The following is a 13,107-nucleotide window of genomic DNA, read 5'->3' on the forward strand; positions in this document are numbered from 1 at the left end:
TCCTTTCTCATACGTTCTTTTATTTCGAACGTGCTTCATCTATTCCACTAATCTTTGATTTAAATTCAATGATTGCAAATGATGTGTTAAATGTATTGTAACATGTTAATATCACTATTAACTTTCATTTCAGTTGAAATACTATATAATAAAAGTAACAAAAAGTACGGAGGTAATGACATGAGCATAGTTCAGTTATATGATATTACACAAATAAAATCGTTCATTGAACATTCGAATTATGAATCAGCATCATACTTATATAAACTTCCTCAACAGTACAATGAAATAGATGTATTAATAACCGATGCGATTGAATCACCTGGTGTATTTTCGATTAAAGAAAACGATTCAATCAAAGCAATCATATTGTCTTTTGCATACGATAAAAATAAATTCAAAGTCATAGGCCCTTTCGTGGCTGACAATTATGTATTATCTGTCGATACGTTTGAAACGCTATTTAAAGCAATGACTTCGAACCAACCTGACGATGCCGTCTTTAACTTTTCTTTTGAAGAAGGCATTCAACAATACAAACCATTAATGAAAGTTATTCAAGCAAGTTATAACTTCACTGACTATTACATAGAAGCCCGTACAAGATTAGAAGAAGATATGCACCAACCAAATATCATTCCTTATCACAAAGGGTTTTATCGTGCTTTCAGCAAATTACACACAACTACATTTAAATATCAGGCACAGTCACCACAAGATATCATTGATAGTTTAGACGACCATCATCATTTGTTTTTATTTGTTAGCGAAGGTTTACTTAAAGGTTATTTATACCTTGAAATTGATTCACAACAGTCAATCGCCGAGATTAAATACTTCAGTTCTCATGTAGATTACCGTTTGAAAGGTATCGCTTTCGAGTTGCTTGCGTATGCATTGCAATATGCTTTTGATAATTTTGATATTAGAAAAGTTTATTTTAAAATTCGTAATAAAAATAATAAACTCATCGAACGATTTAATGGTCTAGGTTTCCATATCAACTATGAGTACATTAAATTCAAATTCGAATCACGTAACGTAAAAGATCAAACAATCCCTGAATAAAACACCAAGCAAATACCCTACAGTACATCATTAGCATGTATTGTGGGTTTTTCTACTTTTTGTAAATATTGAAAATTATAAGTAGTTGTTTTTTACTATTAGGGCAGAATGCTTTACAATAACATGCAAGTGTCAATTAAGGGGAGCACTTGCATAAATAGTATAGGAGAGTGAGTAGTCTTGCAATTTCTTGATTTCTTAATCGCACTTTTACCTGCTTTATTCTGGGGAAGTGTCGTTCTTATTAATGTGTTCGTCGGCGGTGGACCTTACAACCAAATTCGTGGTACGACGCTAGGCGCACTCATTGTTGGATTAGGTTTACTTATTACTGGTTTCGCAAAATTCAATAATCCTACTGTAATTATTGTCGGTCTTATTTCTGGTGCATTATGGGCGTTTGGACAAGCGAATCAGCTTAAATCTATTAGTTTAATCGGTGTATCAAATACTATGCCAGTTTCTACAGGTATGCAATTAGTTGGTACAACATTATTCAGCGTTATCTTTTTAGGTGAATGGTCTTCAATGACTCAAATTATCTTTGGTTTAATCGCCATGATATTATTAGTTACTGGTGTAGCACTTACTTCACTTAAAGCTAAAAATGAACGTCAATCAGATAATCCTGAATTTAAAAAAGCAATGGGTATTTTAATTGTATCTACAGTTGGATATGTAGGTTTCGTTGTACTTGGTGACATCTTTGGTGTTGGTGGAACTGATGCATTGTTCTTCCAATCTGTCGGTATGGCAATTGGTGGCTTTATCCTATCCATGAATCATAAAACATCACTTAAATCAACAGCACTTAATCTATTGCCAGGTGTGATTTGGGGAATTGGTAACTTGTTCATGTTCTATTCTCAACCAAAAGTTGGTGTAGCTACAAGTTTCTCATTATCACAGTTACTTGTTATCGTTTCAACCTTAGGCGGTATTTTCATTTTAGGAGAAAGAAAAGATCGTCGTCAGATGACGGGTATTTGGGCAGGTATTATTATTATCGTGATAGCTGCTATAATTCTAGGTAATTTGAAATAGAAAGTTAAATACTCATGTAACGTAAAAATGTAATCACTTCTGAAAATAACCATTCACTTATAGAATGATTAAAATTAATTTTCGGGAATTTTACGTTGAATGTTCCTCTATATGTCCTAGGAAATACGTGGCTCTAAAAACAAAACGCAATAACACATCATGACATTAATCATGCGTTTTAAGACTTTAAAATTAGCGATACTTTTAAAATCTTGATGATATTCATATATCAAGTATGCGCCATACATATGAAGTGGATAGCTGCATAACGCACTGCATTATCAACTTGAATGTATGAGTTGAACAACTATGTCATAAATAAAAGCCCCCTTTTCACAATATACATTTACATATTGTGGTAAAGGGGGCTCTCATTTTCTACGAATACTAAAATGGATTTTATTTTCAAATGTGTAAACTAGACAAACACTGCCTGATACACGTACAAAATAATGATACTAATAATGATTGTCAAATTGGTCGTCATACCTATAAATGGCAGTGTTCGATATTTAAACTGAATACCATAAGAAATAATTGCAACACCTACCGGGAACATCCAAGTGACCAACAATGTCGTCTTAATCATATCATCTGATACTGGTAACAACACATATACTAACAATCCCGCAACTAATGCTAATCCATAATGCAAACATAAATATTTAATAGTAGCAGGTATATACTTTCTTTCCAGAGTAAAATTCAACATGACACCTAGCAAAATCATTGATAACGGCATATTTGCATGGGAAAGTATGCTAAAGAAATCGATTGCCACATGTGGTAAATGGATGTGACTTATATTCAATATAAACATTACAATGTATGTAACGAGTGGCACTGATTGTAATAATTTCTTACCTAAATATTTAAAATCGAATTGATCACTACCTTCACTAAAGTAGCTACCTACAAAGTAAGTAATTCCAAACATCACAAAGGCACCACCTATATCAGCCATAACAAAATAAATAAGTCCCGTTTTAGGCCATATCACTTCAATTAGTGGATATGCAAACAATCCAATATTCATAGCACCAGTCATCATACCTACTGATCCACGCATGTGATTATCATATTTTCTAAAAAACCAGACAGCAATCATTTTCGCCACAATACCATATATAATCATTAAAATTGGTAAAATGGAGAATGACAATTTTAATTCTGCACTGTTTAAATTCACAATAACTAAAGATGGGAGTGTGACATTAAGAACTAATGTAGCAATGACTTGACTATCTGTTGCTTTTATAAAATTAATGCGCTTCAAAAAGTAACCAAGCGCAATTAATAAAATAATCATAGTAAATTGTTCTGTCACTGTTATCCCTTCTTTCAATAATCTTCATAATTTATAACTTTAACATACTCCACAGATATTTTAGAAGTCTACTGTTTCATGCTATAATCTACATTAAATGCACTTAATTATATTTCAAAGGAGTGTTATAGTATGTCTTTAGAAAACCAACTAGCCGAACTTAAATATGATTATGTTCGTCTTCAAGGTGACATAGAAAAACGGGAATCTTTGAATTTAGATACTTCCGCACTTGTTCGTCAACTTAAAGATATTGAAAATGAAATTAGAAACGTTCGTGCTCAAATGCAAGATTAATAATCTATCATTCAAGCAATAAATGCTTTTTGTTACATAAATTTGACTAGCATTGCTCTGAATACGTTATATTGATGAATTGCTTCATTTTTCGCTCAATTACATCTAGAATCACAAGATGTTGTCGTGTTATGATTTAGTGTTTCATTAACAACATACACGCATATCTATCCCAACACTGCTATTTATGTTTTCTACGCTGCTGTACTACATGAACCCTTTGAAACGGAGAGGAAGTTATCATATGCAATTTTATCTGATTTTACTAGCAATACTTTATCTAATTGTTAGTTTTATTAGTATTTTTAAAATGGAAGTTGTATTTACTCGCATTTTGAGAATTATTATGGGTGTGTTGTTATTATTCGTCTTAGCATTAACGACGATGAGTTTTCCAAAAGAGAATTGGTGGGTATTTATCGTCTTATTACTCTTAGTCGGTAATGTCGAAGTGACAGGATTTAAAATGCTTAAAAAAGATCTAAAAGGCGTAAACATCTTGAATTTAATGTCATTATTTATCTTTGTCATATATTTCATCTTAACCATCGTATTATTCTAAGTAATAAACAAAATATGCAATAACATAATTGCAACCTTATTTTATTATCGGATTACATGTTGAATGCCAGTATTGTTTTATTAACACATCGATTAAATCGCACGTGAAATAAGGTCTAAAATTTCAAATTTTAAAAAGCCATAAAAGTAGTCAATATCATGACCGCTTTTATGGCTTTTATATTATCTATCGTTTAGTGAATCGTTTTTTTAAAGTAAAGAGAATTTCATATATTACTGGTACAACTACAAGTGTTAATAAAGTTGATGAAATTAAACCACCAATAACTGTAGCAGCTAATCCTTTCGAAATAAGAATCGAGCTATCTTGACCAAATAACAAAGGAACTAATGCACCAATTGTTGCAATCGCCGTCATTAATATCGGTCTAATTCTAGTACCGCCTGCTTCGATTAATGCTTCTTTCATCTCCATGCCCTGTTGCTCATTATTAATAACACGGTCTATTAACACAATGGCATTTGTTACTACGATTCCAATTAACATTAGCATACCAATTAAACTTGGTACTGATATTGTTTCTCCTGTGATTAATAGTGCAATAATTACACCGATAACTGTAAATGGTAAAGAGAATAAAATTGTAAATGGTGCTAGGCCACCTTTAAATGTAATAACTAGGATTAAATATACGATAATGATTGCAGCTAACATTGCAAAGGCTAATTGTGTCATTGCATTGTTAATATCATCTGATGCACCACCGATATTAACCTTTACATTATTCGGTTTATCCAAATTATTTATTTTAGACATCACTTGTCGTGTTGTGCCACCCACATCTTTATTTGTTACTTTAGCAGATACCGTCGTTGCATAATCTCCTTGTTCTTGCGTCAATTTACTTGGTGTCGTTGTTTTAACTAACGTAGCGATATCTCCCAATTTAATCGTACCACCAGTCGGCTTTTTCAAAGTTATATTATTCAACTTATCTTCTGACCAGTCTGTTTGCTTATTTTGTTTGACTTTAACATCAACAGTTTTACCATTTTCTTTAACAGTCGTAACTGTTTTTTCTGGTAAGTTTTCATTCAAGTGCATTGCAAGTTGACTTGCAGAAATACCATTTTCTGCCGCTTTATTTTGATCGACTTTAATTTCATACTGATCATATGTTTGCGATAAATCAGATTTGACATTGGCTAGTCCTTTAACCTGTTTCATTTTCTGTTCAATATCTTTTACAGTTGATTTTATGGCATCCATTGATGGACCTTTTACAGTAACCTCTACAGATTTATTACCTGCACCTGTTCCTAAATCTTGATTTTTCCACTCTCCAGGATGTTTAAAGCCATCTGCATGTTTAATAACCTTATCCGCTTCTACATCAAAATTAGGCGTGTCATTATCATATTCAACCATGATTGCCATACTATTTGTACTACCCGTTGGATCTACTGGACTACTACCGCCAACTGAGTATTGAATTGTTTTTACATGCTTTTTCTGTTTTAAATATTTTTCAACATCTTTCGCATGATTCAACACTGCTTGCTCCGTTTCACCAGGCTTCGGTGTATAAGTAATAGCTAAAAATTTATCGTCACCTGCTGAAATAAAGCTAGTGCCTAGTCTCGGTCCTCCAAATACAATAGTTGCAACCAAAATTAATGTACTTAATATAATTACAATCCACTTATGATTTAATGACCAATGTAATACTTTTTTATAAGTTGTACTAACAACACCTAATCCTTCTTGATGTTGTTTATTACGACGTTTAACGCCTTTTTTAAATAGTGTAGCTGCCAACGCTGGAACGAGTGTAATTGACACTAATAACGATGCTAATAAACTAAATGCAATAGCCAATGCAAAAGGTCTAAACATTTCGCCTACTGAACCTGATACAAACACAAGTGGTAAGAAGACGATAATAGTAACTAGTGTCGATGACATTATTGGTTTAAATACTTCAGTTGTCGCACTGATAATTAAATTTTCACCTTTTAGTTGTTCTTCTGAATCTGTTAAGCGTCGATAAATATTTTCAACAACTACAATCGAATCGTCTATCACACGTCCAATCGCTACTGTTAATGCACCTAACGTTAGTATATTCAATGAAACATCACTCAATTTCAGAGCAATAAGCGCCATAAGAAGTGATAACGGAATCGATATAATAGAAATTGCCGTCGTACGAATGTTTCTTAAAAACAGCAAAATAACTATAATTGCCACGATTGTACCTAATGATGCTTTTTCAACCATCGTATAAAGTGATTTCTCAACAGGCTTTGCAGTATCCATTGTTTTTGTGACATTAAAATCTTTATTTTCATCAACGAATGTATCAATTTTACGTTGTACATCTTTGGCTACTTGAACTGTATTGGCATCTTGAGCTTTAGTTATTTGTAGATTAACCGCATCCTTTCCATTCGTTTTAGAAATAGAAGTACGCACATCACCAACTGTAATATCAGCTAAATCTCCTAGTTTCGCTGTCGGCATACCACTTATATTATTTGGTGCTGACGCTTTTGAATTTTGCTGTGGTGATGCCTGATTAACGTCTGACATGGCTGAATTTTGTTTATTGTCACTTTGGGATTGAGATTGCCCTTGTCCTCCTGCCAACGTTAATGGAATATTTATGTTTTTAAAAGCATCAACAGATTGATATTGACCATCAACAACAATTGATTTATCTTTATCACCAAATTGGAACAATCCAAGTGGCGTTGTTCTTGTTGCCGTTTTTAGATAGTTTTCTACATCATCAGCAGTCAACCCATATTTTTCAAGTTCATTTTGCTTAAATTTAAGGGTGATTTCACGGTTCGTCTGCCCATTTAATTGCGCATTTTGCACACCATCTACCGTTTGCAATTTTGGTATTAATTGTTCATTCAGTACTTTCGTTACTTTTTTCAAGTCATTCTCTTTATTTGAAAATGAATATGCTAAAACCGGAAAAGCATCCATCGAATTACGTCTTAATTCTGGTTGACCAACTTCATCTTTAAATTTAATTTTATCGATTTCTTTTTTAAGCTGTTCTTCTGCTTTATCCATATCTGTATTATTTTCATATTCAACTGTTACAATTGAAGCATTTTGTATGGATTGCGTTTTAACATTTTTCACATATGCCAATGATCTTACTTGATTGTCAATTTTACTACTTATTTCATCTTGGGTACTTTGTGGCGTTGCACCCGGCATTGTTGTTGTAACTGAAATAACTGGATTTTGTACATTTGGTAGTAATTCTAATTTCAATTTAGCACTCGCATATACACCGCCCAAGACAACTAAAACAACCATTAAAAAGATAGCAAACTTATTCCCTAAAGAAAATTGTAATAGCTTTTTTATCACAGTACTTCCCCCTCTTTCACTATATTCAAAAATATTTTACTCAACCATTCTATATTGTGTAAAAAAATCTGAACGCAAATGACAGTCTTATGAGCGTTCAGATTTCAGTCGTTAATCTATTTTCGTTTTAATTTACGAGATATTTTAATTTTAGCTTTTGTTAAACGCGGTTTAACTTGCTCAATTAATTGGTACAATGGCTGATTCAATACATAATCAAATTCACCAATCTTTTCACTTAAGTATGTTCCCCACACTTTTTTAAATGCCCATAATCCATAATGTTCTGAGTCTTTATCTGGATCATTATCTGTACCACCGAAATCGTAAGTTGTTGCACCATGTTCACGTGCATACTTCATCATCGTATACTGCATATGATGATTTGGTAAAAAATCTCTAAATTCATTAGAAGACGCACCATATAAGTAATATGATTTTGAGCCAGCAAACATTAATAGTGCACCAGAAAGATAAATACCTTCAGGATGTTCCTTTTCTAAAGCTTCTAGGTCTCGTTTTAAATCTTCATTTTTAGCAATTTTATTTTGCGCATCATTAATCATATTTTGCGCTTTTTTAGCTTGCTTTTCAGATGTTTTCATCTTCTGCTGCCATTTAGCAATTTCGGCATGAAGTTCATTCAATTCTTGATTTACTTTCGCTATATTTTCTTTTGGATCCAACTTTACTAAAAATAGTTCAGCATCTCCATCTTCATGCAACGCATCATAAATATTTTCAAAGTAACTAATATCACGCGTTAAGAAGCCATCGCGTTCCCCAGTGATTTTCATTAACTCAGCAAATGTTTTTAAACCTTCTCTATCAGATCGTTCTACTGTCGTACCTCGCTTTAAAGCCAAGCGCACTTTTGAACGATTTCGGCGTTCAAAACTATTTAATAACTCATCATCATTTTTATCAATTGGTGTAATCATAGTCATACGTGGTTGGATGTAGTCTTTTGATAAACCTTCTTTAAATCCTTTATGTTTAAAACCAAGCGCTTTCAAATTTTGCAAAGCATCTGTACCTTTATCAACTTCAACATCAGGATCGATTTTAATTGCATACGCTTTCTCAGCTTTAGCAATTTCTTTTGCACTGTCTAACAATGCATTTAACGCTTCTTTATTACTATAATCAACAACAAAACCACGCGAAATATAACATAGCGTATAAGGTAATTTAGGTACTTTTTTAAAAAGTAACTGCGCAACACCCTGAACTTCACCGTCACGACCTACAGCGATTCTTCGCGCGTACCATCCAGTTAATTTCTTTGTTTCTGCCCATTTCGTTAATTGTAATAAATCTCCATTTGGGTGGGATTTAACAAATGCGTCATGTTCCTGATTAGTGATATGCATCTTTTCCATGATTTATGATATCTCCTTCTATTTAACAATACCTTTAATTATACAGTTTGTATCTTATAGTGTCGATTCAGAGCTTGTGTAAGATTTGAACTCTTATTTTTGAAATGTCCATGCTCCAATTAATAGTTTAGCAAGTTCAAATTTACCCATTTTAATTGTGAATCATTTTATATCTATGTTTCGTGTTAAATTTAATGTTATCGTACAATTAATACTTTTCAACTAGTTACCTATACTTCAATATACTTTCATCATCTAACACGATATTCATTTCTAAAATGAACCAACTTGACTTCAATGAATAAATTTTTCCTCAAGCAACCACATTAATGTTCATATACAATTACCCCTGTTATAATGTCAATAATCTAACAATGAGGTGTTTGATATGAGAACAATTATTTTAAGTCTATTTATAATTATGAACATCGTTGCAATCATTATGACATTGAGTCAACCTCTCACCGTGAATTACTTTAGTTTACGGGTTATACTTATCTTTTTCACATTTATATTATCAATCTTTTTCATTTTAATTAAGTCATCACGATTAAATAATATATTAACGATTCTTTCCATTGTGCTTGTCATTATTCATATGGGCATTCTCGCTCATAGCACTTACGTATATTTATACTAATGGTTCAAAGCGATAAATAGCACCTCTGATAAAAATTGAATATGGTGAAGTTGCTTGTGCGTCTTTTATGATAACCGAATGATATTTTGAAACTTTACCATCTTCAATTCTAAAATAAATATCATCATTTTTTAAAATCAAATCTGTGTAATGGTCATTCTCTTCTACAATGTCCATATCAAACCATTTCAACCAATTCGATACTGTTTGTGATCGGTTTTTACTTTTCACAATAACAGTTTCAATTGAAAATTGTTTTTGAAAATATTTTTGCAATTTTTTAGTACGCATGGAATCACTTTCTTCCCATTGAATAAAAAATGGTGGCTTAATTTCATCATCATCCTGATTCATTATATAAAGCAATTGCCACTTTACCTTACCATCTTTATGTGTATCTCTTTCCATTTGAATCGGCCCTACTACTTCAACCTGCTCACTTTGTAGTTTATTTTTAACTGCCTCTATATCATTTGTACGCAAACAAATATTTTTAAAGCCTTGCTCATACTTCTCTTGAACAATTTGAGTAGCAAAAGCGACTCCGCCTTCTATCGTTTTTGCCATCTTTTTCAACTTTTCATTATTTTCTACATCTAGTAGCTCAATATAATTTTCATTGATATAACCTAATTTATTGAATGTTCCATATTTATGATGATACCCACCTGAATGTAATTTTATAACATCTCCTGGAAAACTAAACCGATCTAACTGATCTATATAATGAATGATGTGATCAAATTTCAATATCATTAGTATCCCCCTATTTACATGTAATTACGCTTATTTTAACAAAGTATAATTATTTTTGCTCTTAATAATTATATATTGATTTCTAATTGCTCCCGTTTTATAATTACTATTGTTGTAAAAAGGTTAGCTAAGCTAACTATTTTGTCTTAGGAGATGTCACTATGCTATCACAAGAATTTTTCAATAGTTTTATAACAATATATCGCCCCTATTTAAAATTAGCCGAGCCGATTTTAGAAAAACACAATATATATTATGGCCAATGGTTAATCTTACGCGATATCGCTAAACATCAGCCCACTACTCTCATTGAAATTTCACATAGACGTGCAATTGAAAAGCCTACTGCAAGAAAAACTTTAAAAGCTCTAATAGAAAATGACCTTATAACAGTAGAAAACAGTTTAGAGGATAAACGACAAAAGTTTTTAACTTTAACACCTAAAGGGCATGAATTATATGAGATTGTTTGTCTTGATGTACAAAAGCTCCAACAAGCAGTAGTTGCCAAAACAAACATTTCGCAAGATCAAATGCAAGAAACCATAAATGTGATGAATCAAATTCATGAAATATTATTAAAGGAGGCACACAATGACTAATCAAGGCTCATTAAATAAATCACCTATTTTCACCAAAAGTTTTACAATTAACTTTTTAGTCAACTTTATCGTATACCTATGCATGTATTTGTTACTTGTAGTTATTGCTGGCTATAGTAAGCAAGCTTTCGACGCTTCCGATTCATTAGCCGGATTAGTTGTAGGACTATTTATTGTCGGGTCTTTAATTGGTCGATTTGCTACAGGTAAATTTGTAAATCAAATCGGACCTAAACGATTATTATTTATTGGTTTAATTGCTTTAATTATCACGCAATTACTTTATTTTATTGATGGATCTTTAGCTTTTTTAATCTTTGTACGTCTCATAAACGGTATCGCAACTGCAGTTGTGACAACTGCAACAGGTACTATTGCGGCATACGTTACCCCTGTTAATAGAAAAAGTGAAGGCATCAGTTTATTTTCCTTAAGTTTAGTATTAGGTACAGCGATTGGCCCATTTCTAGGCATGTTACTTATTACAAAATACGCAATTGACTTACTGTTTATTATTTGTGTCATATTAGGCATACTCGGACTCATTATCTCATTATTTATAAAAGTTGATTTCGAAGTAACAAATAACAAAACTGAAACTAATGTCATTGATAAACCAAGATTTAGTATTCATCAATTTATTGCAAAAGAGGCCATTCCTGTTGCTGTAATTATGCTTTTAATTGGCGTTACCTATGCGTCCATCCTAACTTATTTACAAGCATTTGCTTTAGAGCGACACCTAGTCACTGCAGCAAGCTATTTCTTTATTTGCTATGCTATAGCATCGTTAATTACTAGACCTATTGCTGGTAGATTGATGGATGATAAAAATGAAAATATTATTGTCTACCCAGCATTTATCATGCTTTTCCTTTCATTTGTATGCTTAATTTCAAGCTATCAAAGCTGGTTAATATTACTTGCTGGTGCTTGCCTAGGTTTAGGGTATGGAAATTTATCATCTGCAATGCAATCTATTGCGATAAAAGTCTCACCCCCGATTAAATATGGTATCGCGACATCTACTTTTTACGTTGGTCTAGATGCAGGTGTCGGCTTCGGTCCATCATTCCTTGGGTTATTTACTCATATGTTTTCATATAGTGAAATCTTCGGCTTTATGGCCGCTTTAGCAATCATTACTATGCTTGTTTACTTCTTAATTCATGGACGTCATGTAACTAGAAATGCCATGAACTAAATATTTATATTCAAAAATAAAAAGCATGCCAATCTCTATTCATCATTTGTCTGTCCCCAAGACGCAATTATGATGAATAGAGATTGGCATGCTTTTTAAGTTTTTAGTTTGTAACGCTTAACACTTCTATTTCTTTAGTAATTTTATCTAACAATTTCTTTTGAGAAGTACTATAGAAATAGAATACTTGTCTTTCATCCGTTTCAGAACGCAATTTAGAAATAAGCTCTTTTTTATAGATTTTACGGATAATCACATCGATTTTACTTGTATCCCATAGCATTTCAAAATGTAATGTATCCCTCAATTCTTTACCGCTAATCTTTTCAGCTTCATACACTTTAAAAAGGACTACAAATTCTTCAATTGAAATCTTATGTGTTGTTTTTAACCAGTGCTTTAACTGACTTAACTCCCTTTCTGCTTCTATAAAACGTTGAACTTTATTACTCATAATATGATGCCTCCTATGTTTCTTCTTAGATGTTTGTAATTCATATTATTATACAATTACTTAAATTTATTATATATCAAACTTAGCATTTTATCTATTACAAATATTAAATTGCTGGCTATATCTTGTTTAGATTTATATCTTTTGGACAACTTGTTGTTTATTCGACAACATTTATACCTAAAAAAGATATATTACAACTCAATGGCATGGAGTGTGACATCAATGTTAAAGAACCACTAAAGATTTATTATGTAGTGATTCTTAAGAGTGGGATAGAAATGATATTCTCATAAAATTTATTTCGTTGATCCCCAACTTGCATTGTCTGTAGAATTTCTTTTGAAATTCTCTATGTTGGGGCCCCGCCAACTTGCACATTATTGTATGCTGACTTTTCGTCACCTTCTGTGTTGG

At 32.2% G+C, this 13,107-nt stretch carries 15 protein-coding genes; 8 read left to right on the top strand and 7 right to left on the bottom strand.

What is annotated here, in order from left to right; genetic code table 11:
* Positions 1-19: 19 nt before the first annotated feature.
* Entirely contained in the window at positions 20-115 is a 96-nt protein-coding gene (locus JG553_RS08450; protein WP_001790553.1) for a hypothetical protein, read from the bottom strand.
* Positions 116-180: 65 nt separating this feature from the next.
* Between JG553_RS08450 and JG553_RS08455 the strand changes: the two genes are divergently transcribed.
* Together JG553_RS08455 and JG553_RS08460 are read left to right on the top strand one after the other, a co-directional pair.
* Positions 181-1,068 (top strand): GNAT family N-acetyltransferase, encoded by an 888-nt coding sequence (locus tag JG553_RS08455; RefSeq protein WP_000029536.1) that lies wholly within the window; start codon positions 181-183, stop codon positions 1,066-1,068.
* 180 nt (positions 1,069-1,248) lie between these two features.
* Positions 1,249-2,112 carry a GRP family sugar transporter gene (locus JG553_RS08460; protein ID WP_001159898.1) on the top strand — a complete coding sequence of 288 codons (864 nt, stop codon included), beginning with the start codon at positions 1,249-1,251 and terminating at the stop codon, positions 2,110-2,112.
* Positions 2,113-2,228: 116 nt separating this feature from the next.
* Here the strand turns inward: JG553_RS08460 and JG553_RS08465 are convergent, their stop codons facing one another.
* On the bottom strand, positions 2,229-2,360 hold the full coding sequence (locus tag JG553_RS08465) for a hypothetical protein (RefSeq protein ID WP_001789121.1): 132 nt from the start codon (positions 2,358-2,360) through the stop codon (positions 2,229-2,231).
* A 170-nt stretch (positions 2,361-2,530) separates the two neighbouring features.
* Positions 2,531-3,439 (bottom strand): AEC family transporter, encoded by a 909-nt coding sequence (locus JG553_RS08470; protein WP_000139188.1) that lies wholly within the window; start codon positions 3,437-3,439, stop codon positions 2,531-2,533.
* A gap of 132 nt (positions 3,440-3,571) precedes the next feature.
* On the opposite strand from JG553_RS08470, the gene JG553_RS08475 reads away from it, so the two are divergent.
* Both JG553_RS08475 and mspA read left to right on the top strand, forming a co-directional pair.
* Complete coding sequence (locus tag JG553_RS08475; RefSeq protein ID WP_000051206.1) at positions 3,572-3,736, top strand: SE1832 family protein; 165 nt, start codon at positions 3,572-3,574, stop codon at positions 3,734-3,736.
* Positions 3,737-3,980: 244 nt separating this feature from the next.
* A complete protein-coding gene (mspA, locus tag JG553_RS08480; RefSeq protein WP_001161085.1) occupies positions 3,981-4,298 on the top strand; it encodes a membrane stabilizing protein MspA in 318 nt (105 codons plus the stop codon).
* A gap of 186 nt (positions 4,299-4,484) precedes the next feature.
* Here mspA and JG553_RS08485 read toward each other — a convergent pair whose 3' ends face one another.
* Together JG553_RS08485 and femX are read right to left on the bottom strand one after the other, a co-directional pair.
* Positions 4,485-7,652, bottom strand: coding sequence for an efflux RND transporter permease subunit (locus JG553_RS08485; protein WP_000592303.1), 3,168 nt, complete (start codon positions 7,650-7,652; stop codon positions 4,485-4,487).
* A 116-nt stretch (positions 7,653-7,768) separates the two neighbouring features.
* Entirely contained in the window at positions 7,769-9,034 is a 1,266-nt protein-coding gene (femX, locus tag JG553_RS08490; RefSeq protein WP_000413865.1) for a lipid II:glycine glycyltransferase, read from the bottom strand.
* A 388-nt stretch (positions 9,035-9,422) separates the two neighbouring features.
* On the opposite strand from femX, the gene JG553_RS08495 reads away from it, so the two are divergent.
* Positions 9,423-9,674 carry a hypothetical protein gene (locus JG553_RS08495; protein WP_001549681.1) on the top strand — a complete coding sequence of 84 codons (252 nt, stop codon included), beginning with the start codon at positions 9,423-9,425 and terminating at the stop codon, positions 9,672-9,674.
* On the opposite strand, the gene JG553_RS08500 is transcribed toward JG553_RS08495, so the two are convergent.
* Positions 9,666-10,430 carry a VOC family protein gene (locus tag JG553_RS08500; protein WP_000600967.1) on the bottom strand — a complete coding sequence of 255 codons (765 nt, stop codon included), beginning with the start codon at positions 10,428-10,430 and terminating at the stop codon, positions 9,666-9,668. The two genes, JG553_RS08495 and JG553_RS08500, sit on opposite strands and share 9 nt — an antisense overlap.
* 161 nt (positions 10,431-10,591) lie before the next feature.
* Here JG553_RS08500 and JG553_RS08505 point away from each other — a divergent pair, with 161 nt between their 5' ends.
* Together JG553_RS08505 and JG553_RS08510 are read left to right on the top strand one after the other, a co-directional pair.
* Positions 10,592-11,032 (top strand): MarR family winged helix-turn-helix transcriptional regulator, encoded by a 441-nt coding sequence (locus tag JG553_RS08505; protein WP_000951058.1) that lies wholly within the window; start codon positions 10,592-10,594, stop codon positions 11,030-11,032.
* Complete coding sequence (locus tag JG553_RS08510) at positions 11,025-12,236, top strand: MFS transporter (RefSeq protein ID WP_000184419.1); 1,212 nt, start codon at positions 11,025-11,027, stop codon at positions 12,234-12,236. The genes JG553_RS08505 and JG553_RS08510 overlap by 8 nt, the downstream gene beginning before the upstream one ends.
* A 103-nt stretch (positions 12,237-12,339) precedes the next feature.
* On the opposite strand, the gene sarV is transcribed toward JG553_RS08510, so the two are convergent.
* Entirely contained in the window at positions 12,340-12,690 is a 351-nt protein-coding gene (sarV, locus tag JG553_RS08515; RefSeq protein WP_000066900.1) for an HTH-type transcriptional regulator SarV, read from the bottom strand.
* Between the two features lie 125 nt (positions 12,691-12,815).
* Between sarV and JG553_RS08520 the strand changes: the two genes are divergently transcribed.
* A complete protein-coding gene (locus JG553_RS08520) occupies positions 12,816-12,986 on the top strand; it encodes a hypothetical protein (protein WP_001790034.1) in 171 nt (56 codons plus the stop codon).
* Positions 12,987-13,107: the final 121 nt, after the last annotated feature.

Source organism: Staphylococcus sp. T93 (assembly GCF_016743875.1).
GTDB classification, from domain to species: Bacteria; Bacillota; Bacilli; order Staphylococcales; family Staphylococcaceae; genus Staphylococcus; species Staphylococcus aureus.

Bases quoted from the DNA above. Each gene is read 5' to 3' on its own strand.
- JG553_RS08455 (WP_000029536.1), top strand. From the start codon at position 181: ATGAGCATAGTTCAGTTATATGATATTACACAAATAAAATCGTTCATT.
- JG553_RS08465 (WP_001789121.1), bottom strand. From the start codon at position 2,360: ATGTATGGCGCATACTTGATATATGAATATCATCAAGATTTTAAAAGT.
- JG553_RS08475 (WP_000051206.1), top strand. From the start codon at position 3,572: ATGTCTTTAGAAAACCAACTAGCCGAACTTAAATATGATTATGTTCGT.
- mspA (WP_001161085.1), top strand. From the start codon at position 3,981: ATGCAATTTTATCTGATTTTACTAGCAATACTTTATCTAATTGTTAGT.
- femX (WP_000413865.1), bottom strand. From the start codon at position 9,034: ATGGAAAAGATGCATATCACTAATCAGGAACATGACGCATTTGTTAAA.
- JG553_RS08495 (WP_001549681.1), top strand. From the start codon at position 9,423: ATGAGAACAATTATTTTAAGTCTATTTATAATTATGAACATCGTTGCA.
- JG553_RS08500 (WP_000600967.1), bottom strand. From the start codon at position 10,430: ATGATATTGAAATTTGATCACATCATTCATTATATAGATCAGTTAGAT.
- JG553_RS08505 (WP_000951058.1), top strand. From the start codon at position 10,592: ATGCTATCACAAGAATTTTTCAATAGTTTTATAACAATATATCGCCCC.
- JG553_RS08510 (WP_000184419.1), top strand. From the start codon at position 11,025: ATGACTAATCAAGGCTCATTAAATAAATCACCTATTTTCACCAAAAGT.
- sarV (WP_000066900.1), bottom strand. From the start codon at position 12,690: ATGAGTAATAAAGTTCAACGTTTTATAGAAGCAGAAAGGGAGTTAAGT.